The sequence below is a fragment of the Methylobacterium sp. WL119 genome, from assembly GCF_008039875.1.
Classification (GTDB): Bacteria; Pseudomonadota; Alphaproteobacteria; order Rhizobiales; family Beijerinckiaceae; genus Methylobacterium.
Window position 1 is genome coordinate 1 of sequence record NZ_VRUU01000061.1, and the last position, 20032, is coordinate 20032.

Annotated in this window: 19 protein-coding genes; 3 read left to right on the forward strand and 16 right to left on the reverse strand. The window is 69.8% G+C overall.

The genetic code is table 11. From position 1 onward, the window contains the following. Positions 1-147: 147 nt before the first annotated feature. Positions 148-2265, reverse strand: coding sequence for a S9 family peptidase (locus FV227_RS19290; RefSeq protein ID WP_147859708.1), 2118 nt, complete (start codon positions 2263-2265; stop codon positions 148-150). Between the two features lie 606 nt (positions 2266-2871). Here FV227_RS19290 and FV227_RS19295 point away from each other — a divergent pair. The 3 genes from FV227_RS19295 (at position 2872) to FV227_RS19305 (ending at position 4559) form a co-directional block, all read left to right on the forward strand. Beyond that, positions 2872-3306 carry a MucR family transcriptional regulator gene (locus tag FV227_RS19295; protein WP_147729091.1) on the forward strand — a complete coding sequence of 145 codons (435 nt, stop codon included), beginning with the start codon at positions 2872-2874 and terminating at the stop codon, positions 3304-3306. A gap of 101 nt (positions 3307-3407) precedes the next feature. Next, positions 3408-3602 carry a hypothetical protein gene (locus tag FV227_RS19300; protein ID WP_147729092.1) on the forward strand — a complete coding sequence of 65 codons (195 nt, stop codon included), beginning with the start codon at positions 3408-3410 and terminating at the stop codon, positions 3600-3602. Positions 3603-3713: 111 nt separating this feature from the next. Beyond that, positions 3714-4559: a DUF6456 domain-containing protein gene (locus FV227_RS19305; RefSeq protein ID WP_243932714.1), complete on the forward strand. Its 846-nt coding sequence runs from the start codon at positions 3714-3716 to the stop codon at positions 4557-4559. An 11-nt stretch (positions 4560-4570) separates the two neighbouring features. Here FV227_RS19305 and FV227_RS19310 read toward each other — a convergent pair whose 3' ends face one another. The 15 genes from FV227_RS19310 to ggt form a co-directional block, all read right to left on the reverse strand. Further along, a complete protein-coding gene (locus FV227_RS19310) occupies positions 4571-4993 on the reverse strand; it encodes a SufE family protein (RefSeq protein WP_147726948.1) in 423 nt (140 codons plus the stop codon). An 82-nt stretch (positions 4994-5075) separates the two neighbouring features. Then, positions 5076-6074: a PAS domain S-box protein gene (locus FV227_RS19315; RefSeq protein WP_243932837.1), complete on the reverse strand. Its 999-nt coding sequence runs from the start codon at positions 6072-6074 to the stop codon at positions 5076-5078. 217 nt (positions 6075-6291) lie between these two features. Continuing rightward, positions 6292-7344 (reverse strand): aliphatic amidase, encoded by a 1053-nt coding sequence (locus FV227_RS19320; protein ID WP_147842655.1) that lies wholly within the window; start codon positions 7342-7344, stop codon positions 6292-6294. 64 nt (positions 7345-7408) lie between these two features. Beyond that, entirely contained in the window at positions 7409-7726 is a 318-nt protein-coding gene (locus tag FV227_RS19325; RefSeq protein WP_147726951.1) for a zinc ribbon domain-containing protein, read from the reverse strand. 62 nt (positions 7727-7788) lie between these two features. Next, positions 7789-9018: a formamidase gene (gene fmdA, locus FV227_RS19330; RefSeq protein ID WP_147726952.1), complete on the reverse strand. Its 1230-nt coding sequence runs from the start codon at positions 9016-9018 to the stop codon at positions 7789-7791. 79 nt (positions 9019-9097) lie between these two features. Then, positions 9098-10114, reverse strand: coding sequence for an alpha/beta fold hydrolase (locus tag FV227_RS19335; RefSeq protein WP_147859709.1), 1017 nt, complete (start codon positions 10112-10114; stop codon positions 9098-9100). 11 nt (positions 10115-10125) lie between these two features. Beyond that, complete coding sequence (urtE, locus tag FV227_RS19340) at positions 10126-10815, reverse strand: urea ABC transporter ATP-binding subunit UrtE (RefSeq protein ID WP_187274877.1); 690 nt, start codon at positions 10813-10815, stop codon at positions 10126-10128. Between the two features lie 74 nt (positions 10816-10889). Then, positions 10890-11675: an urea ABC transporter ATP-binding protein UrtD gene (urtD, locus tag FV227_RS19345; RefSeq protein WP_147726955.1), complete on the reverse strand. Its 786-nt coding sequence runs from the start codon at positions 11673-11675 to the stop codon at positions 10890-10892. A 7-nt stretch (positions 11676-11682) separates the two neighbouring features. Continuing rightward, positions 11683-12852, reverse strand: coding sequence for an urea ABC transporter permease subunit UrtC (gene urtC / locus FV227_RS19350; RefSeq protein ID WP_147859710.1), 1170 nt, complete (start codon positions 12850-12852; stop codon positions 11683-11685). 11 nt (positions 12853-12863) lie between these two features. After that, positions 12864-13790, reverse strand: coding sequence for an urea ABC transporter permease subunit UrtB (gene urtB, locus FV227_RS19355; RefSeq protein ID WP_147726957.1), 927 nt, complete (start codon positions 13788-13790; stop codon positions 12864-12866). A 261-nt stretch (positions 13791-14051) separates the two neighbouring features. After that, positions 14052-15299, reverse strand: a complete 1248-nt coding sequence (gene urtA / locus FV227_RS19365; RefSeq protein ID WP_147726958.1) for an urea ABC transporter substrate-binding protein — start codon at positions 15297-15299, stop codon at positions 14052-14054. 208 nt (positions 15300-15507) lie between these two features. Beyond that, positions 15508-16623: a DUF2125 domain-containing protein gene (locus FV227_RS19370; RefSeq protein WP_147842651.1), complete on the reverse strand. Its 1116-nt coding sequence runs from the start codon at positions 16621-16623 to the stop codon at positions 15508-15510. A 202-nt stretch (positions 16624-16825) separates the two neighbouring features. Next, a complete protein-coding gene (locus FV227_RS19375) occupies positions 16826-17272 on the reverse strand; it encodes a hypothetical protein (protein WP_147729237.1) in 447 nt (148 codons plus the stop codon). 127 nt (positions 17273-17399) lie between these two features. Then, positions 17400-18173: a lysophospholipid acyltransferase family protein gene (locus FV227_RS19380; RefSeq protein ID WP_147729236.1), complete on the reverse strand. Its 774-nt coding sequence runs from the start codon at positions 18171-18173 to the stop codon at positions 17400-17402. 95 nt (positions 18174-18268) lie between these two features. Next, positions 18269-19957, reverse strand: coding sequence for a gamma-glutamyltransferase (gene ggt, locus FV227_RS19385; protein WP_246686609.1), 1689 nt, complete (start codon positions 19955-19957; stop codon positions 18269-18271). Positions 19958-20032 lie beyond the last annotated feature (75 nt).

Here is a 20032-nt window from a genome sequence, read left to right on the forward strand (position 1 = left end):
CGCCGCGCCCGCGCCGAGACCGCCGAACCGCCGCCGGCCGAGCGCCCGCTCGACATCCGCCCGCCGCCCGCCCAGCCGTGATGCGGGTCCTCCGCCGCAGTAGGGGGAGGGCGTGTTCCTATCTCGGCGGCGCCACCCCGCGTCCCCTCAAGCCTTCCCCACCGCCGCCAGCGCGAAGCCGTAGATCAGCGCCACCTCTTCGAGGCGGTCGAAGCGGCCGGCGGCGCCGCCGTGGCCGGCCTCCATGTTGGTGCGCAGCAAGACCGGGCCGCCGCCGGTCATGGTCGCGCGCAGGCGCGCCACCCATTTCGCGGGCTCCCAGTAGGTCACGCGCGGATCGGTGAGGCCGCCGAGCGCCAGGATCGCCGGATAGGCCTTGGCCGCGACGTTGTCGTAGGGCGAGTACGACAGGATCGTCCGGAACGCCGCCTCGCTCTCGGCGGGGTTTCCCCATTCCGGCCATTCCGGCGGGGTCAGCGGCAGCTCGGCGTCGAGCATGGTGTTGAGCACGTCGACGAAGGGCACGTCGGCGACGATGCCGGCGAACAGCTCGGGGGCGAGGTTGGCCACCGCCCCCATCAGCATGCCGCCGGCGCTGCCGCCATGCGCGACGATCCGCTTCTCCGACGTGTAGTTCGCGGCGATCAGCGCCCGGGCGCAGGCGACGAAGTCTGAGAAGGTGTTGGGCTTCTTTTCGCGCTTGCCGTCGAGGTACCAGCGCCAGCCCTTCTCGGTGCCGCCGCGGATGTGGGCGATGGCGTAGACGAAGCCGCGGTCGACCAGGCTCAGCAGGTTGGTGCGGAACGCCGCCGGCATCAGCGTGCCGTAGGCGCCGTAGCCGTAGAGCAGCAGCGGCGCCGACCCGTCGAGGACGAGGTCGCGCCGGTGCAGCAGCGAGATCGGGACCTGCTCGCCGTCGGCGGCGGTCGCGAACAGGCGCCGGGTGACGTAATCCTCCGGCGCGTGCCCGCTCGGGATGGTCTGGCGCTTGCGCAGGAGCCGGGCGCGGGTGGCGCAATCGTAGTCCCAGGTCTCCGTCGGCGTCGTCATGGACGAGTAGGCGAACCGGATCGTCGCCGTCTCGAACGCGTAGCCGGGCTGGAGGCCGAGCGAGTAGGCCTCCTCGGCGAACGCCACCGCATGCTCCTCGCGGGTCGCGAGGTCGCGCACGATGATCCGCGGGCGGGCGTTCTCCACCTCGAGGCGGACCAGATGCGCCGCGAGCACGTGCAGGTGGCGGATCATGGTGCCGGCGCGGTGCGGCACGAGGTCGGTCCAGTGCGCCCGGCCCGGGTCGGCCACCGGGGCGGTGACGATCTTGAAGTCCTCGGCGCCGTCGGCGTTGGTGAGGATGTAGAGATCCGTCCCGCGATGCTCGACCGAGTAGATCAGCAGCGGCTCGCGCGGCTGCACCACGCGCAGGCGCCCGTCCGGCGCGGCGCGGTCCAGGAGGTGGACCTCCGAGGTCTCGTGGTCGCTCGCGGTGATGGTGAGGTAGCCGCCCGACTGCGTCGCCCCGATATGGACGAAGAACCCGGAATCGCGCTCGGTGTAGACCGGGAGGTCGTCGGCCTGGTCCGCGCCGAGGCGGTGGTACATCACCCGTGCCGGCCGGTGGTTGGCGTCGACCGCCACGTACCAGAAGCCCATGCCGTCGGCCGACCACACCGCCTCGCCGGAGGTCGCCTCGACCCGGTCCGGCGCGTCGGTCCCGGTGGCGAGGTCGCGTACGCGGATGGTGTGGAGCTCCGAGCCCTTGGTGTCTGCGCCCCAGGCCAGGCGGGCGTGGTCGTCGGAATGGGCGGCCCCGGCGATCTCGAAGAACGCCTGGCCCGCGCCCTCCTCGTCGCCGTCGATCAGAATCTCTTCAGCCCCCGCGTCGTCGACGGAACCGGTCGGCCGGCGACAGATCAGCGGGTGCTGGCCGCCGTCGCGGTGGCGGTTGTAATAGGCGAACGGCCCATCCGGGGTCGGCACGCCGCTGTCGTCCTCGCGGATGCGGCCGCGCATCTCGGCGACCAGGGTCCTGCGCAGCGGCGCCGCGTCGGCGAGCGCAACCTGCGCGTAGTCGTTCTCGGACTTCAAGTAGTCCGCGATGTCCGCGGGCAGGGCTGCCGGGTCCTTGAGGACATCCTGCCAGTTCTCGGCCTTCAACCAGGCGTAGTCATCGGTGATGGTGCGGCCATGGACGACGTAGCTGTGCGGCCGGCGCGGCGCCTTCGGTGCGTCGGATGCGGGCGGGACGTGAGCCGTTTCGAACGCCATCTGAAATTTCCCGTGGAGAATCTTCGAGCCTGCGCATGTGCCGTGCGGCCCGTTCCCGGACAAGACCCGGCGTCGAAACGCTCGCGATCGGATGGTGTTGGCCGGGCGGGGCATCGCGCGGACGGGGTGCCCGGGCCGAGCGCGGCCGCGCCAGGGTTTGACCAGGACGAGGGCTTGGCGAGGACGAGGGCTTGATGCGGACGAGGACTTGGCGAGGACTTGGCTTGACAGCTTTCGCCGCGAGGCTCTCGGTGGCGGGCGGCGGCGTGGCGTCCGCCGAGGGAGGCGCAATCAGAGGTAGCGAAACTCGCCGCCAGCACTTCGCCCTTGAGTAGGCATCTGTTTCAGCGATGTCGGCAAGCTGAAATATTCTTCCGGATAGTTGACGTTGCGTATCCAAGCTGCCGTCGAGCAACTTGCGGCCGATCTGCAAATATCCTATTGAGATGTCGTGGCGAAAGGGGTCGCCGCATTTCACTCAGCACTTGCGGGCAGGACGACCATTGTTGCGGGAATGCCCGCATCGCACCACGAGACGTCGGGGCCGATGGTCCGCGCCGCTCGGGACGCGTCGACTGCCTCAGCGTCCAGGGGACATCGCCGAACATGAACGACACAGACACCACGGTCGATTACGTGGAACTCGCCGCCGACATCGTGTCGGCTTACGTCAGCAACAATCCGGTCCCCCCGGGCGAGCTGGCGCAGCTGATCGGCCGCGTCCACGCTTCGCTGGTGCAGGTCGCGGGCGGGCAGGTCGAGGCGGCCGCCCCCGCCGGTCCGCTGACGCCGGCCGTGCCGGTGAAGAAGTCCGTCACCGCGGACCACATCATCTGCCTGGAGGACGGCCGGACCTTCAAGTCGCTCAAGCGCCACCTGCGCGCCAAGTACGACATGAGCCCCGAGCAGTACCGCGCCAAGTGGGGCCTGCCGCCGGATTACCCGATGGTCGCACCGAACTACGCCAAGGCCCGCTCAGACCTCGCCAAGGCGATCGGCCTCGGCCAGACCCGCAACGGCAACTACGACGAAGCCGCCTGAGGCGGCCGGAGGCGAAGCCGGGGCGCACCCGGCTTCGCTCGCGCTGCCAGAGGAACGAACCTTGCACTGCCTCAGTCCTGTCCCGTGAGCGGTCTGTTCCGATGAGCGATCCCAAGATCCCCACCGACGACCTCGACAAGGCGAACGACGTCCTGGCGGAGTGGGCCGCCCGGTCCGCGGCCGACAGCGACGGGCTGGTCGAGCGGCTCGCCGCGATGGGCTACGACGTTCGCGGCAAGTCCGAGGACGAGATCGCCGAGGTGCTGAAGCATCCGCCGACCCAACCCACGGCGTGAGCTGCGTGACGCTCCACAGCGCGCGGGCCGTCAAGTCTTGATCTAGGACGATTTTCAAGACTCTCCTGTTTCCTTCGCCGTGACGAAGATCGTTCGCGTTGGGAACAAAACATGAACAAAACTCCTCAGGCCCGGACCGCCCGCCCCGTGGCCGTGCCGCGCGCGGAGGCCGCGCTCGGGCGCGCCGGCGAGCGGCTGCTCGCGGCGCTCGCGCCCGAGGGCGCCTACGCCTTCCCGGACCCGGTCGAGGATGCGATGCTGATCGTGCGGTGCGGCGGCGGCGTCTCGCTCGGCGGCGGGCGCTTTCCCGCGGCGTCGGGCGAGCGCCTGCTGGCCGCGGACCTCGCCCACCGCGAGCCGGGTCCGCGCGGCCGCATCCTGCTGGCGCCGGCCGGCCGTGCCCGCCTCAGGCGCGGCGACGCCCCGGCCGGCGAAGCGTTCCGCGGCCAGCATCTCGACCTCGTGGTGGAGGGCGAGGGGGCGGAGCGACGCCTGCGCGACGCCGCCGAGAGTCCGATCGCCTGGATGGTGCGGCGGCGCGGCCGGGACGGGGCGCCCCTCCTCGACCGGGCCTCGTTCGAGGCCGGCGAGCGTCTGCGCCGCGACATCACCACGGGCCTGATGATGCCACGAATGGGCATCGACTGGAGCGCGATCCGCGTCGACGGTTCCGGCCCGCGCGACGCCGCCGGCGCCTCGGATGCGATGATGGCGGCCCGTGCCCGGGTGGAGCGGGCGATGGCCGCGGTCGGCCACGACCTGTCGGGCCTGCTGATCGACCTGTGCGGCCACGTGAAGGGGCTCGAGCGGATCGAGGAGGAGCGCCGCTGGCCGGCGCGCTCCGCCAAGGTGGTGGCGAAGATCGCCCTCGGGCGCCTCGCCGAGCATTACGGCCTGCAGCGCGAGGCGGTCGGGCCCGACCACGCCCGGATGCGGCTGTGGCGGGACCGGGCGTAAGCCCCGCGCGCTCAGGCGGCGAGGCGGACCGCGTCGCGATGGATGCGGTCCGCCATGGCGCGGACCCCGTTCGAGCGCTGCGGCGTCAGGTGCTCGCCGAGGCCGAGCTTGGTGTAGAGCGCGAAGGCGTCGGTGTCGGCCGCCTCGCGCGGGGTCTTGCCGTTGAACAGCGCCACCATCAGCGCGACGAGGCCGCGCACGATGTGGGCGTCGCTGTCGCCGCGCAGGTGCAGGCGCGGCACGTCGCCCGAGGCGTCGACGTTCAGGTCGATCCAGACCTGGCTGGCGCAGCCGAGCACCTTGTTCGACTCGGCATGCAGGGCCGGGTCGGCCGGCGGCAGGGTGCGGCCGAGCTCGATCAGGTAGCGGTAGCGTTCTTCCCAGTCGTCGATGAATTCGAAGTTCTCGACGATGGTCTCGATCGGAGGCAGCATGCTCGGCCGGTTTCGTGTCGGGGGGCGCGGGATATCCCGGATATAGGTCGCCGCCCCGGCCGATGCGAATCGCGACGCCCGCTCAGGCCGGGTCCTCGACCCGCGCCTCCGGCAGCTGCAGCCGCAGCGGATCCTCGGCGGTCGCGACGCCGGTGACCGCGATCTCGGCCTGGGCGGCGTAGGCCGCGATCAGCCGCGGCCCCAGCTTCGGGATGTTCGGCCGACCCGACTCCGCCTGGTCGCCGGCGCCGGAGACGATCGAGAGACGCACCGGTGCACCGGGGGCCGCGTCGATGTCGATGGCGATCGCGCAGGCGACGCTCTCGGCGGTGGCATCGAGGCATTCGGCGACGATCTCGGCGACGATCATGCCGAGAGCGTTGGCGGTGCGCGGCTCGACCAAGCTGGTGCCGGCGCCGCCGAGATGGACGCCGATGCGGCCGGCCCGACGCAGCTGGCCGAGGCCGGAGGCGAGCCGGTGCAGGTAGTCGCGCAGGTCGATCGAGGCGATGTGCGGCGCCTCGTGCAGGTGCTGCTGCACCAGCGCGATCGCCCGCACCCGCTGGCCCAGCGCCTCGAAGCTGCCGCGGCAGGGCTCGGGCGCCGCGCGGCCGTAGAGCCCGATCAGGCTGACCATCACCTGGAGGTTGTTGCGGACCCGGTGGTAGACCTCGGCGAGCAGTGTCTCCTTCTCCTGCAGCGCCTCCTCGATATGCACCTCGGCATGCTTGCGGTCGGTGATGTCGAAGCACGAGCCGAGATAGCCGCGGAACTCGCCGTCCTCGGTCAGCGGCCGGGCGGTGTCGAGCAGCCAGCGATAGGCCCCGTCGTGGCGCCGCAGGCGGAACTCCACGGTGAACGGCTCCCGCGCCGTGAACGCGGCCGAGACGATGCGCGCGTGGCGCTCGAAGTCGTCCGGGTGGAGCCCCGTGCGCCAGCCGGCGCCGAGCTCCTCCTCCAGCGGCCGCCCGGTGAACTGGAGCCAGCATTCGTTGTGATGGATCGCGTGGCCGAGATGGTCCGAGCGCCACATCATCAGCGGAACGTCGTCGGCGAAGCGCCGGAACTCCGCGCTGACCATGGGCGCTCCCGGCTCGCTGTCCTGACCGCCCGCACCGGCCGGCTTCGACTCACCGTTCATGATCTTCCCGATCCGCCCCTGTTCCGACCTGATGTGCGCTAGGCAAGCGCCGGTCAACGTGTCGGGCGATGGGCCGTTCCGATAGGGACGACGTCCTGTCACCCGCGCGGCCCCGCCCGGCCTCCCGGGCCGGCGGAACCGCGCGGTGGGCCGCGTCTCAGCGCGGGTCCGGCGGACCCTCGCCCTTGCCGACGAAGGGGATGCCGTCGATCGGGCATTCCTCGGTGCCGACGCCCTGCCGGGTGATGGCGCGCACCGCGTCGCGGGTGGCGTCGGGGTCCTCGATCCAGCGGCGGTAGAAGTCGTAGGGGCATTCCGACAGCCCGTGCCGGTTCTCCTTCGAGTTGATCATCCCGGTGTAGCCGCGGTGCAGCAGCTTGAAGAGGTGGTTCTCCGACTGCCCGTGCGCACGGAAGTCGCGGATCAGGAACTTCGACAGCGCCGCGTACTGGATGCCCATCTCCTCCTCGCCGCACTCGCCGAGGGTGCGCCCGTCGAAGCCGACGATCGCGGAGTGGCCGAAGTAGCTGTAGACCCCGTCGAAGCCGGCCGCGTTGGCCACCGCCACGTAGGTGTTGTTGGCGAAGGCCATCGCCTTCGACATCAGGATCTGCTGCTCCTTGGCCGGGTACATGTAGCCCTGGCAGCGGATGATGAGCTCGGCCCCGCGCATCGCGCAGTCGCGCCAGATCTCGGGATAGTTGCCGTCGTCGCAGATGATCAGGCTGATCATCAGGCCCTTCGGCCCCTCCGAGACGTAGGTGCGGTCGCCCGGGTACCAGCCCTCGATCGGCGTCCAGGGCATGATCTTGCGGTACTTCTGCACGATCTCGCCCTGGTCGTTCATCAGGATGAGCGTGTTGTAGGGCGCCTTGTTCGGGTGCTCCTCGTGGCGCTCGCCGGTGAGCGAGAACACGCCCCAGACCTTGGCCTTCCGGCAGGCGGCGGCGAAGATCTCGGTCTCCGCCCCCGGCACGGTGGAGGCGGTCTCGTACATCTCGCCCGCGTCGTACATGATCCCGTGGGTCGAGTATTCGGGGAAGATCACCAGGTCGAGGCCCGGCAGGCCGGCCTTCATCCCGACGATCATGTCGCCGATCTTGCTCGCGTTCTCCAAGACCTCGGCCTTGGTGTGGAGGCGGGGCATCTTGTAGTTCACCACCGCGACGCCGACGCTGTCGGCGCTGGACGAGATGTCTCCGTGCATCATGGCGTGGGTTCCTCCTGGCTTGGGTTCTTGCCTCCCCCGCGAGAGGGGGAGGGTGAGCTGCAGCCTAGTGGCTGATCATCCACGGCCGCGCGTTCGGAAAGCTCTTGGCGGCCGTGGGGTTGGACTTCGCCTTGGTCCCGCTGCAGCAGCCGCAGCCGGCCCCGTGCGCGGACGACTTGCGGGGCGCGTGCGCGCTGCGCTCGTTGGTGGCGAAGGCCTTGCGCCGGCCCGCATCCATGGAGGCGAGGTTCGGCGCGGTGAGGAAGGCGCGCCCGCACGCCGCCCCGCAATCGGGACAGTCGTGCGGGTCCCTGAACTGCGCCATCGGGCGCAGCACCGTGAACGGCCCGCAGGCCTCGCAAGCGTAATCGTAGACGGGCATTCGAGCGCTTTCAGGCAGGGTGCACGCGGTCTGCCGCCCGGAAGGCGCGGCAGACCCGAAGACTACAGATCCGGCGAGAGCGGCATCTGGATCGAGCCGTCGAGGAACTTCGTCGGCCCGGCAGCAGTGGGATTGATGTCGAACTCGAAGATCTTGGTCGGAATCCACAAGGTCGCGCAGGCGTTCGGGATGTCGACGACGCCGGAGATGTGGCCCTGGACCGGCGCGGTGCCGAGGATCGAGTAGGCCTGCGCGCCCGAGTAGCCGAACTTCTTGAGGTACTCGATCGCGTTGAGGCAGGCCTGGCGGTAGGCCACCGTCACGTCGAGGTAGTGCTGCTTGCCGTGCTCGTCGACCGAGACGCCCTCGAAGATCAGGTGGTCGTCGAACTTCGGGGTGATCGGCGACGGCTTGAAGATCGGGTTCTTGATCCCGTACTTGGCCATGCCGTCCTTGATCAGGCTGACCTTGAGGTGGACCCAGCCCGCCATCTCGATCGCGCCGCAGAAGGTGATCTCGCCGTCGCCCTGGCTGAAGTGCAGGTCGCCCATCGAGAGGCCGGCGCCGGGCACGTAGACCGGGAAGTAGATCTTCGAGCCGCGCGACAGGTCCTTGATGTCGCAATTGCCGCCGTGCTCGCGCCCCGGCACCGTGCGGGCGCCGGCGGCCGCCGCCTTGTCCTTCGCCTCGCCCTTGAGCCGGCCCATGTGGGCGGTCGGCGCGAAGGGCAGGGTGGCCAGCGCCGGCACGCGGTTCGGGTCGGTGTCGAACAGCGCCTTCTCGCGGGTGTTCCAGGTCTCCAGCATCTTCGGGTCGGGCAGGCAGCCGATCAGCCCCGGGTGGATCAGGCCGGGGAAGCGCACGCCGGGGATGTGGCGCGACTTGGTGAACATGCCCTCGAAGTCCCAGATCGACTTCTGCGCCTGGGGGAAGTGCTCGTCGAGGAAGCCGCCGCCGTTGTTTTTCGAGAAGAAGCCGTTGAAGCCCCACTGGCTCTCGGGCTTGGCGCCGATGTCGAGGAGGTCGACCACGAGCAGGTCGCCGGGCTCGGCGCCCTCGACGCCGATCGGGCCGGAGAGGAAGTGGACGATCGACAGGTCGATGTCGCGGACGTCGTCGGCGGAATCGTTGTTCTTGATGAAGCCGCCGGTCCAGTCGTAGGTCTCGACGATGAAGTCGTCGCCGGGCTTCACCGTCGCGACCATCGGGATGTCCGGGTGCCAGCGGTTGTGCACCATGTCGTTGTCGTAGGCCGATTGCGTCAGGTCGACCTTGATCAGCGTCTCGGGCATGTCTCGACTGTGCTCCCTGTTGTTCGAAAATCCGGGGCTTGGCGCATCCCCGCCCGGCCGGCGCACCGGCCGAAACCGTTCAGCTCGCGAGCAGCTCTTTGAGCGCGTCGTCGAGGGTCTTGATGTCGTCGGGGCTGGTGCCGGGGCCGCCGGCGAAGTGGCCCCACCAGGTGTCGATGACGCGCAGCTCCGCGTTCGGCATCGACTCCGCCTCGATGCGGTTGTCCTCGGGCGGGAAGTACAGGTCGGTCGAGGCCGGCATCAGGATCGCCTTGGCGGTGATCGCGCGAAGCGCCGCCTTAGTGTCCCCGTGGAAGGTGTCGTTGGCGCCGATGTCGCCGTTCTGCCAGGTCCACAGCATCGCGAGCAGGTCGTTGGCGTCGCGCGTGTAGAACAGCCCCTCCCAGAACCCGACGAGGAAGTCCTCGAGGGAGGCGTAGCCCATGTGGGTCTTGTCGGCCTCGATCCGGTAGAAGGTCTGCGACAGGCCCCAGCCGGCATAGACCCGGCCGAAGGCGCGCAGCCCCTTGTTCGGCGGGCTCGCGTACCAGCCCTCGGCGAAGGCGGCGTCGGCCTGGAGCGCGGCCTTGGCGCCTTCGAGGAAGACGAAGTTGTGCCGCGAGCACTTGGCCGAGCCCTGAAACGGCAGGATGCGCGGGACCATGTCGGGATAGAGCGCGCCCCAATGGTAGGTCTGGAGCGCTCCCATCGACCACCCGGTCACCAGCACCAGCTTATCGATGCCGAAATGCTCGGTGACGAGCCGGTGCTGCGCGCGGACGTTGTCGTAGGCGGTGACGTTGGGGAAGCGCGGCCCGTTCCAGGGGGCCGGCGTGTTGCTCGGCGAGGACGAGAGCCCGTTGCCGAACATGTTCGGGATGATGATGAAGTACTTCTCGGGGTCGAGCGCCTTGCCCGGCCCGATCAGCCACTCGTTCTCGGTGTGCTGGCCGGAATACCAGGTCGGGTAAACGATGGCGTTGTCGCGCGCCGCGTTCAGCGTGCCGAAGGCCTTGAACGCGAGCTTGGCGTCGCGCAGCGTCTTGCCGCATTGGAGAACGTGGTCGCCGAGCTCGAAGATCTCGTAATCGGCCATGATGTCCTCGTTCAGACCGAGAGGAAGCGGGCGACCTGGGCCTCGTCGATGTCGGCGCGCAGCGATTCGTGCACGATCTCGCCGTTCTCCATGACGAGCACCCGGTCAGCGACGTCGAGGGCGAAGCTCAGGACCTGCTCGGAGACGACGATCGACAGGCCGCGCGCGTCGCGGATCTTCTTCAGGGTCCGGCCCATCTCGCGAATGATCGACGGCTGGATGCCCTCGGTCGGCTCGTCGAGGAGCAGCACCTTCGGCTTGCTCGCGAGCGCGCGGGCGATGGCGAGCTGCTGCTGCTGGCCGCCCGACAGATTGCCGCCGCGCCGTCCCTTCATCTCGAGCAGCACCGGGAACATCTCGTAGAGGTCCTGCGGCACCTTGCGGGCGCCGGTGACGGTGAGCCCGGTCTCGATGTTCTCTTGCACCGTCATGGTCGAGAAGATTATCCGGCCCTGCGGCACGTAGGCGAGGCCCTTGGCGACCCGGGCGTGGCTCTTGAGGGCGCCGATCTCGGTGCCGTCGACGCGGATCGAGCCGGCCTTCACCGGCACGATCCCCATCAGGGTCTTCATCAGCGTGGTCTTGCCCATGCCGTTGCGGCCCATCACCGCGACGATCTCGCCGGGCGCGACCTGGAAGTTCAGCCCGTGCAGCACCTCGCTCTGGCCGTAGGCGGCGTGCAGGTCCTCGACGCTTAAGATCGGCGCGGCCGAGGGGAGCGTGGTGAGCGGAGGGGCCTTGGCCAGGGGGGGATGCGCGGTCTGCAGCATGATGCTCAGTGTCCCAGATACACTTCGATGACCTTCGGATCGTTCTTGACCCGCTCCATCGAGCCCTCCGACAGGACCTTGCCCTGGTGCAGCACGGTGACCCGGTGGGCGATGTCCTCGACGAACTTCATGTCGTGCTCGATCACCAGCACCGAGCGGCCGACGATGATCTGGTTCAGCAGCTCGGCGGTCTTGATGCGCTCGCCGACGCTCATCCCGGCCACCGGCTCGTCGAGCATCAGCAGCTCCGGGTCCTGGATCAGCAGCATGCCGATCTCGAGCCACTGCTTCTGGCCGTGGCTGAGGAACTCGGCCCGCTCCAGCAGCTGGTCCTTCAGGAAGATCGTCTCGGCGATCTCGTGGATGCGCTCACGGACCTGCGCGTCGCGCTTGAAGGTCAGGGCCCCGAACACCGAGCGCCCGCGCGGGAACGAGATCTCCAGGTTCTCGAACACGGTCAGGTCGTCGTAGATCGACGGGGTCTGGAACTTGCGCCCGACGCCGGCCTGGACGATCGCGCTCTCGGTGAGCTTGGTCAGCTCCTGGCCCTTGTACTTGATCGACCCGGCGCTGGCGCGCGTGCGCCCGCAGATCAGGTCGAGCACCGTGGTCTTGCCGGCGCCGTTCGGGCCGATGATCACCCGGATCTCGTTGGGGTCGACGTAGAACGAGACGTCGTTGACCGCCTTGAACCCGTCGAAGGAGACGGTGAGCGCGTCGACCGCCAGCAGGTATTCGGGGGCGTTCGGGTTGGCGCCGATGACGGAGCCCGGGAGGATCGCGGCGTTCATGCTGTTCTCACTCGGCCGGTGCGCCGTGGGGGACGATCGCGGGGGGCGGGGCGCGCAGACCCTTCACCCGGCGCGTCAGGCGCGGCTCGACGTGCTCGCGCCAGATGCCGGCGAGACCGTTCGGGAAGGCCAGCACCACGGCGATGAACAGCGCGCCGAGGCCGAACAGCCACAGGTCGGGGAAGGATTCCGAGAAGCTGGTCTTGGCCCAGTTGACGAGCAGCGTGCCCCAGACCGCGCCGAACAGCGACATCCGCCCGCCGACGGCGGCGTAGATCACCATCTCGATCGAGGGCACGATGCCGACGAAGGACGGCGACATGAACCCGACCTGGAGGGTGAACATCGCGCCGCCGATCGCCGCGAAGGCGGCGGCGAGGCAGAAGGCGAAGACCTTGAACCCGGCGACCGAGTAGCCGGAGAACCGCACCCGGTCCTCCTTGTCCCGCATCGCGACCAGTATGCGCCCGAGCTTCGACTTCTTCACGAACTGCGCGATCAGGATGCAGCCGATCAGCAGGCCGCCGTTGACGAAGTAGAGGATGGTGTGGGCGCCGTCGGTGCGGATGTCCCAGCCGTGCAGCGTGCGCAGGTCGGTGATGCCGTTGATGCCGCCGGTGTAGCCCTGCTGCCCGACGATCAGGATCGTCAGGATCGCGGCGATCGCCTGGGTGATGATGGCGAAGTAGGTGCCCCCGACCCGGCGCTTGAACAACGCCGCCGAGATCACGAAGGCGAACAGCACCGGCACCGCGACGACGAGGATCAAGGTCAGCGGCAGGCTCTGGAACGGCTTCCAGAACCACGGCAGCGCCGTGATCTGGTTCCAGTCCATGAAGTCGGGGATGCCCGGTGTCGACTGGATCTTCGTGTTCTCGACGCTGGACGCCTCGAGCTTCAGGTACATCGCCATGCAGTAGCCGCCGAGGCCGAAGAAGCAGCCCTGGCCGAGCGACAGGATGCCGGCATAGCCCCAGCAGATGACGAGGCCGAGGGCGACGAAGGCGTAGGTGAGGTACTTGCCAACCAGGTTGAGCCGGAAGGCGTCGAGCAGGCTCGGCAGCACGACGAGCAGCACCAAAGCCAGCACAGCGAGGCTCAGCCACTCGATCGGCTTCATGAACGGGTTGTCGTTCACGGTGACGGACTTCGTCAGGGTCTGGACGGGGTTCTTCATCGTCGAAATCCTCAGCGCCGGACCTTGAGGGTGAACAGGCCCTGCGGCCGCAGCATCAGGATGCCGACCACCGCGAGCAGGGTGAGCACCTTGGCCATCGACCCGGAGAGGAAGAACTCCAGCGTCGACTGGGTCTGGGAGATCGAGAACGCCGAGGCGATGGTGCCGAGCAGGGAGGCCGCCCCGCCGAAGACCACGATCAGGAAGGTGTCGACGATGTAGAGCTGGCCCGAGGTCGGCCCGGTCGAGCCGATCATCGTGAAGGCCGAGCCGGCCACGCCCGCGATGCCGCAGCCGAGGCCGAACGTGTAGCGGTCGATCTTCTCGGTATCGATGCCGACGGCGCCCGCCATCGGGCGGTTGGCCATCACCGCGCGGACCTGCTGGCCGAAGCGCGAGCGGTAGATCAGCAGCGCGACGCCGACCGTGATCAGCGTGGTGACCGCCATCACGAACAGGCCGTTGATCGGGATCTCGATCGAATCGGTGACCTGCACCGAGCCGATCAGCCAGCTCGGCAGCTCGACGCCGACCTCGCGCGCGCCGAAGATCGAGCGGTAGGCCTGCTGCAGGATCAGCGACAGGCCCCAGGTGGCGAGCAGCGTGTCGAGCGGGCGCTTGTAGAGGTGGCGGATCAGCGCCCACTCCACCAGCATTCCCAGCGCCCCGGAGGCGCAGAAGGCGAGGATCATCGCCAGGAAGAAGTATGCCGGGAACAGCGCCGGCAGGTAGGTCTGGAAGAAGGCCGAGCACAGGTAGGTCATGTACGCGCCGAGGATCATGAACTCCCCGTGCGCCATGTTGATCACGCCCATCTGCCCGAAGATGATCGCCAGCCCGAGCGCCATCAGCACGTAGACCGAGAACAGGATCAGGCCGGCGAAGCCCTGCATCGCGAAGATCGCGCCGAGATCGCCGAGGGAATAGTCACCGAACATCCGTGCGCTCCGAGCCGTCGGGAATGCCGGAGGGCCGTGGCCCGCCGCCTTGCGCGATCGCCGTCTCCCACCCGCCCACCTCATCCTGAGGTGCCGGAGCGAAGCGGAGGCCTCGAGGGAGCCCTCCGGCGCGCTCGGCGATCCTTGGAGCCCTCCTTCGAGGCCCGCCGTCGCGGGCGCCTCAGGATTATGCGGGGAATGGGGGATCGTCGAAAGGCCGTCTGCAAATTGCGCGCCGCATCGGCGGCGCGCGCATGCGGCCTACTGGTAGCCCTTCGGGAACGGGTCGGGCTTGATCAACTCGGGGCTGGTGTAGACGATCTCGAACTGGCCGTCGGTCTTGGCCTTGCCGACCCGGGTCTTCGACCACAGGTGGTGGTTCGGGTCGATCCGGACGTAGCCCTCGGGGGCGCCCTTGAACTCGAGATCGGGCGAGGCGGCGACGACCTTGTCGACGTCGAACGAGCCGGCCTTCTCGCAGGCCATCTTCCACAGGTAGGGCCCGAGATAGGCGGCCTGGGTGACGTCGCCGATGACGGTCTTCTCGCCCCACATCTTCTTGAAGTCGGCGACGAACTTCTTGTTGTTCTCGTTCTCGATCGACTGGAAGTACTTCATGCACGAGTACGCGCCGGCGATGTTGTCGCCGCCGATGCCGTCGATCTCGTCCTCGGTGACCGAGATCGTCAGCAGCACCTGCTTCGAGAGGTCGATGCCGGACGCCTTGAGCTGCTTGTAGAACGCCACGTTCGAGCCGCCGACCACGTCGGTGAAGATGACCTTCGGCTTGGTGAGCTTGATCTTGTTGATCACCGAGTTGAACTGCGTGTGACCGAGCGGGAAGTATTCCTCGCCGACGACCTTGCCCTTGAGCACGTTCTCGACGTGCTTGCGGGCGATCTTGTTCGAGGTGCGCGGCCAGATGTAGTCCGAGCCGACGAAGAAGAACGTGTCGCCGCCCTTCTCCTTGTGCACCCAGTCGAGGCCGGCGAGGATCTGCTGCGTCGCCTCCTGGCCGGTGTAGAACACGTTCTTGGACTGCTCCAGGCCCTCGTAGAAGGTCGGGTAGTACAGGAGGCCGTTGTACTGCTCGAACACCGGCAGCACCGCCTTGCGCGAGGCCGAGGTCCAGCAGCCCATCACCGCCGCGCACTTGTCGTTGACGAGGAGCTTCTTGGCCTTCTCGGCGAAGGTCGGCCAGTCGGAGGCGCCGTCCTCCTGGATGATCTTGATCTTGCGGCCGAGGATGCCGCCGGCCTCGTTGATCTGCGCGATGGCGAGCTTCTCGGCCTGCTGGGCGCCGGTCTCCGAGATCGCCATGGTGCCGGTGATCGAGTGGAGGATGCCGCAGGTCACCTCGGTGTCGGTGACGGCGAGGCCGGTGGTGCTGACCGCCGAGGTGGCAGGCCCCGCCGCGAACGCGGTGCGCGGCAGGAGCGAAAGGGCGGGCGCGGCCGCCAGCCCCATCAGCAGCTTGCGCCGCAGGGGCGAGCGCAAGCCGCGGTCCATGCCCCGATCCAGATCGTGATCCCCGTCAGCCATCGTGCCTCACGCCTCGCATCTCGCGTCCGGCGGCTCATGGAACGGCCGCGGATCGTGGAGCGCACGCTAGGGGCTCGGTTGCGTTGCAGCATATACGCTGTTTTGCGTATGGCCGGCAGGGTCCGGGCGGCGCAGTCTGCTCCACCCTCGACGCCCGGGGACCGGCACGGCCGGATCAGTACAACGGCTGCAGCCGCACGTTCGGGATCGCGATCGGCCCGAACATCATCCGGCCGTCGGCGAGGCGCAGCGGCGGCAGCGGCTTGAGCGGCACGTCGCCCCCCGGCTCGCCCTCGGGCTGGCGCCTAAGCCCGAGCAGTCCGCCGACGAGGTTGCCGATGAGCGCGCCGCGATCGGCGCCGAAGCGCTGCCCGACGACCGACGCGACCAGCGCCTCGACCCCGGCGGCCCGCAGGTCCAGCTGGCCCTCGACGCGATGATCCTGGTCGATCCCGAGATTGCCCTTGGCCTGCAGGCGGCGCGCACCCTTGGCCAGCGACAGCCCGGCGACGTCGAGGCTGCCGTCGGCCTGGCGCCAGCGTTCGAGCTCGCGCGCCACCGTGCCGGTGCCGAGCATCGCCGCCCGGTTGACCGTGGCGTCGAGGGTGAGGTCGGCGGGATCGGCGTTGCCGATCAGCGCATCCGCCATCGGCGCCAGGGCCTGCGACAGGCGCAGGCTGAGGTCGACCGCGCCGTCCGAATCGAATCGTCCCGGCGTCGGCCGCGCATGCAGCTCGAGGTGGCGGGCGGAGACGGCGATCGGATCGGGCGCCGCGCCGGCGACCGTCACCGAAGGCCCGTCGACCACGAGCGAGGCGCGCACGAACCCGTCCGACGCGCCGTGGAAGCTGCCTTCCAGCATCGTCCAGGTCGCGTCGCCGACGAGGTCGCCCTGTTCCACGTGAAACGGGCCCTCGGCGAGCATCAGCACGTGCCGGGGTTGGTAGACCTGCGTCACCGCGGTCAGCGGACCCAGCCGGAAGCGGCCATCGGCACGCGCGAGGCTGACCGAGGCGCAGCGCAGCTCGATCCGGAACGGATAGCCGGTGATCGACCGGTCGGCGCAGGTCCAGGTCCGTCCGGCCGCGGCCTCGCGGGCGACCCAGCCGTCCATCTCGGTGGCGGCGCGGCCGCGGAGGTAGACCCAGCCCGCCGACCACAGCAGCACCAGCGTCAGCAGCAGGATGTAGGGGAGGAACAGGCCGCGCCGGGAACGCGGCGCCTTGGGCGGGATCGCGGCGGGCTCGGCCGGGGCTTGCCCCGAAGGATCTTGCCGTACCGGATCCTGCATCGTTCGCTCCGCGCTCTCGCCCCGTCGCGGGTTCATCCGCGATCGTCCATGCCGCACAAGGCATGAGGGGAGGCTCGGGGCGAAACTGGGGCGTGGGCGGCGTGATCCAAATCCGCATCACCTCGCCGGACCGGCGGATTCGACTTTCGATCCCGCGCGGGCCTGCCGGATATGCCGACCGCCCTGATCGAGCGGAGGGATATCAGGCGTGCGCCGGGTCCGCGCTCTCCATCGAAAGATCGTCGACGATGGCCTTGCGCTCGGCCTCGTCCTCGGCGAGCCGATGCACGTGCATCTCGGTCGCGCCGCCCTTCCGGGCGCGGGCGAGCCAGGTCCGGTGCAGGCGCTCGCGGGGGCTCTCGCCGGAGGCCGACACCGCGACCAGCTCGGCGATGCCGGCGGGATCGCGGCGGACCGCGATCACCACCGCCTCGCCCATCTCGTCGAGCTCGGGCGCGCTGAGGTCGTGGACGCCGACGACGTAGCGCCGGCCGGAACGTCCGCGCCAGGCGCTGAGCGCCAGGGCGGGGGTGCCGCGAAGGCCCGCGGTGGTCCTCAAGCGCTCTTCCCGCACGTCCTGTCTCCGTGTCCGCTCGTCCTTCAGGTCGCGCAGGGCGGCCGACCAGGACAAGGCTCTCTTGTTCGCCATTTGTTCCAACCTAGATCGGGCATCGCGCGCCCGTCAAGCGATTCGTCTCGTTCGAAGGAAATGGGAATTCGCAGGCCGATTCGCAACGTCCCGACGGTTCTCCGCGCGCACGAATCGGGCGCGCGGGTCAGGCTGGACGCGAGGTTTCGCGGCGCGGCTCCGGGACCGTGCGGGCGGCCTGCCCGAGGTCGGCGAGGCCGGCCGCGAGCAGGGCCTTCGAGGCGGTCTCGATGCGGTCCTCGACGAGGTCGAGGAAGGCGGCGCGTGCCAGCCCGGGCGGGATCGGCGGCAGGAACTCGATCACCGTGGTGCCCGGGCGGCGGACGAAGCTGCGGCGCGGCCAGTACAGCCCGGTGTTCAGCGCCACCGGCAGGCACGGCACGGAGAGCGCGGCGTAGAGGTGGGACAGGCCCTGCTTGTAGGCCGGGGCCGCGCCGGGCGCCGTCCGGGTGCCCTCGGGGAAGACGATGAGCTGGCGCCCCTGCGCGATCGCGTCGGCGGCGGCCGCGTTCATCAGGCTCATGGCGCGCGCGCCCTTCGACCGGTCGATCGCCACCATGCCGCTGCGCGACAGGAACCAGCCGATCAGCGGGATGAACAGCAGCTCGCGCTTCAGCACGTAGGCGAATTCGGGAAACACCGTGCACAGGGCCAGGGTCTCGAGCGCCGACTGGTGCTTGGCCCCGACCAGCATCGCGCCGGACGGGATGTTCTCCAGCCCGCGGAACTCCACCCGCGTGCCGGCGACCACGCGCAGCAGCCACAGCGTCACCCGCCCCCAGAACCGCGCCAGCCGCATCACCGCCCGCCCCGAGACCAGCGTCGGCAACCCGCCGAACGCGATCAGCGTCGTGGCGGCGTAGAAGCAGAGATTGAACGCGAGGGAGCGGACGGCGAGCATCGGGACCTTCTGTTACGCTCGTCCTTTAGCGCGGGGGTGCGGCCAGGGCCAAGGGCGCATCGGGCGTGACGCTTGAGGTTGTCCCCGGCCCCACCTCAATACCCTTCGGCGAGCGTGTCGCGCTGGCGCGGGTCAGCGGCGCCCGAGAGCAGGCCGCCGCTGCGCAGGATCGAGTTGGCCGAGCCCGAACTCGACCCGACCCTGACGTCGTGCCCCCGCCCCCGCAGGAGGGCAAGGGTGTCGGGCGACAGGCCCTGCTCGACCCGCAGCACGTCGGGCTTCCACTGGTGGTGGATGCGCGGCGCGTCGACGGCCTCGGCGAGGTTCATGCGGAAGTCGATCAGGTTGACGATCACGTCGAGCACGGTGGTGATGATGCGGCTGCCGCCGGGGCTGCCGGTGACGAGGTAGAGCTGCCCGTCCCGGAACAAGAAGGTCGGCGTCATCGAGGAGAGCGGCCGGGCGCCCGGCGCCACCGCGTTGGCGTCGCCGCCGACGAGCCCGTAGGCGTTCGGGGTGCCGGCCTTGGCGGAGAAGTCGTCCATCTCGTTGTTGAGCAGCACGCCGGTGCCCTCGGCCACCAGCCCGATCCCGTAGGAGAAGTTCAGGGTGTAGGTGTTGGCCACCGCGTTGCCCGCGGCATCGACCACCGAGAAGTGCGTGGTCTGGTCGGGCTCGGGCGGCAACGGGTCGCCGGCCGCGATGCTGTCGGCGGGCCGTGCCCCCTCTGGGTCGATCGCCCGCCGCAGCCGCGCCGCGTAGGATTTGGCGGTGAGGCCCTGCACCGGCACGCGGACCCGGTCCGGGTCGCCGAGCCAGGTCGCCCGGTCGGCGTAAGCCGGCTTCATCGCCTCGGCCAGGGTGTGGATCGCGGCGGCGCTGCCCGCACCCATCGCGGCGAGGTCGAAGCCCTCGAGGATGTTCAGGATCTCGATCAGGTGGACGCCGCCGGACGAGGGCGGCGGCATCGAGACCACCTCGTAGCCGCGATAGGTCCCGCGCACGGGCTGGCGGACCACCGGCCGGTAGGCGGCGAGATCGGCCTCCGTCATCGGGCCGCCGGCCGCGCGCACCGCCGCCGCGATCCGCCCGGCGATCGGGCCGGCATAGAACGCGTCCGGGCCACCCTCGGCGACGGCGCGCAGCGTGTCGGCGAGGTCCGCCTGCACGAGGCTGTCGCCGCGGGGCAGGGGGACGTCGCCGCGGAAGAAGATCCGGCGGGTCGAGGGCCAGCGCCCGAGGAGGCCGGCCGACCGCGGCAGGGAATCGGCGAGGCCGCCGGTGACCGGGATGCCGGCGCGGGCCAGGGCCTCGGCCGGCGCGATCAGCTCGGCGAGGGACAGCTTTCCCGATCCGTAGAGGCGGTGCGCCTCCGCCAGGCCCCGCACCGTGCCCGGCACGCCGACGGCCTTGCCGCTGCGCCGCGAGGCGGCGCGGTCCGGCTCGCCGCCGGGCGCCAGGAACATGTCGGCGGTGGCGGCCTGCGGCGCGGTCTCGCGGTAGTCGATCGCCACGGTCTCGTGCCGGTCCGCCAGGTGCACCAGCATGAAGCCGCCGCCGCCGAGGTTGCCCGCCTGCGGCAGGGTCACCGCCAGCGCGAAGCCGACCGCGACCGCGGCGTCGACCGCGTTGCCGCCGCGCTTGAGGATGTCGACGCCGATCCGCGTCGCCCGCGCCTCCTGGCTCGCGACCATGCCGTGCGCGGCCTGCACCGGCAGCATCCGTGCGTCGTCGGAGGGGATCGGCGGCCCCGAGCCCTGCGGGAGGGCGGGGCCGCCCAGCATGAGGAGAACGGCGAGGGCGGCGCGGATCGATCTCATTCGCTTCCCGATAGCACGGCCGCGACCGTCCGGCAGGCG

What these genes read in the sequence shown, in the direction of transcription:
- FV227_RS19335 (WP_147859709.1), bottom strand. Translation starts at nt 10,114, where the DNA reads ATGGCCGATTACGAGATCTTCGAGCTCGGCGACCACGTTCTCCAATGC.
- FV227_RS19310 (WP_147726948.1), bottom strand. Translation starts at nt 4,993, where the DNA reads ATGCTGCCTCCGATCGAGACCATCGTCGAGAACTTCGAATTCATCGAC.
- FV227_RS19380 (WP_147729236.1), bottom strand. Translation starts at nt 18,173, where the DNA reads ATGCTCGCCGTCCGCTCCCTCGCGTTCAATCTCTGCTTCTACGCCGCC.
- FV227_RS19325 (WP_147726951.1), bottom strand. Translation starts at nt 7,726, where the DNA reads ATGCCCGTCTACGATTACGCTTGCGAGGCCTGCGGGCCGTTCACGGTG.
- fmdA (WP_147726952.1), bottom strand. Translation starts at nt 9,018, where the DNA reads ATGCCCGAGACGCTGATCAAGGTCGACCTGACGCAATCGGCCTACGAC.
- FV227_RS19305 (WP_243932714.1), top strand. Translation starts at nt 3,714, where the DNA reads ATGAACAAAACTCCTCAGGCCCGGACCGCCCGCCCCGTGGCCGTGCCG.
- FV227_RS19295 (WP_147729091.1), top strand. Translation starts at nt 2,872, where the DNA reads ATGAACGACACAGACACCACGGTCGATTACGTGGAACTCGCCGCCGAC.
- urtD (WP_147726955.1), bottom strand. Translation starts at nt 11,675, where the DNA reads ATGAACGCCGCGATCCTCCCGGGCTCCGTCATCGGCGCCAACCCGAAC.
- FV227_RS19290 (WP_147859708.1), bottom strand. Translation starts at nt 2,265, where the DNA reads ATGGCGTTCGAAACGGCTCACGTCCCGCCCGCATCCGACGCACCGAAG.
- FV227_RS19370 (WP_147842651.1), bottom strand. Translation starts at nt 16,623, where the DNA reads ATGCAGGATCCGGTACGGCAAGATCCTTCGGGGCAAGCCCCGGCCGAG.
- FV227_RS19375 (WP_147729237.1), bottom strand. Translation starts at nt 17,272, where the DNA reads ATGGCGAACAAGAGAGCCTTGTCCTGGTCGGCCGCCCTGCGCGACCTG.
- FV227_RS19315 (WP_243932837.1), bottom strand. Translation starts at nt 6,074, where the DNA reads ATGGTCAGCGCGGAGTTCCGGCGCTTCGCCGACGACGTTCCGCTGATG.
- urtC (WP_147859710.1), bottom strand. Translation starts at nt 12,852, where the DNA reads ATGAAGAACCCCGTCCAGACCCTGACGAAGTCCGTCACCGTGAACGAC.
- urtA (WP_147726958.1), bottom strand. Translation starts at nt 15,299, where the DNA reads ATGGACCGCGGCTTGCGCTCGCCCCTGCGGCGCAAGCTGCTGATGGGG.
- FV227_RS19300 (WP_147729092.1), top strand. Translation starts at nt 3,408, where the DNA reads ATGAGCGATCCCAAGATCCCCACCGACGACCTCGACAAGGCGAACGAC.
- urtB (WP_147726957.1), bottom strand. Translation starts at nt 13,790, where the DNA reads ATGTTCGGTGACTATTCCCTCGGCGATCTCGGCGCGATCTTCGCGATG.
- FV227_RS19320 (WP_147842655.1), bottom strand. Translation starts at nt 7,344, where the DNA reads ATGATGCACGGAGACATCTCGTCCAGCGCCGACAGCGTCGGCGTCGCG.
- ggt (WP_246686609.1), bottom strand. Translation starts at nt 19,957, where the DNA reads ATGCTGGGCGGCCCCGCCCTCCCGCAGGGCTCGGGGCCGCCGATCCCC.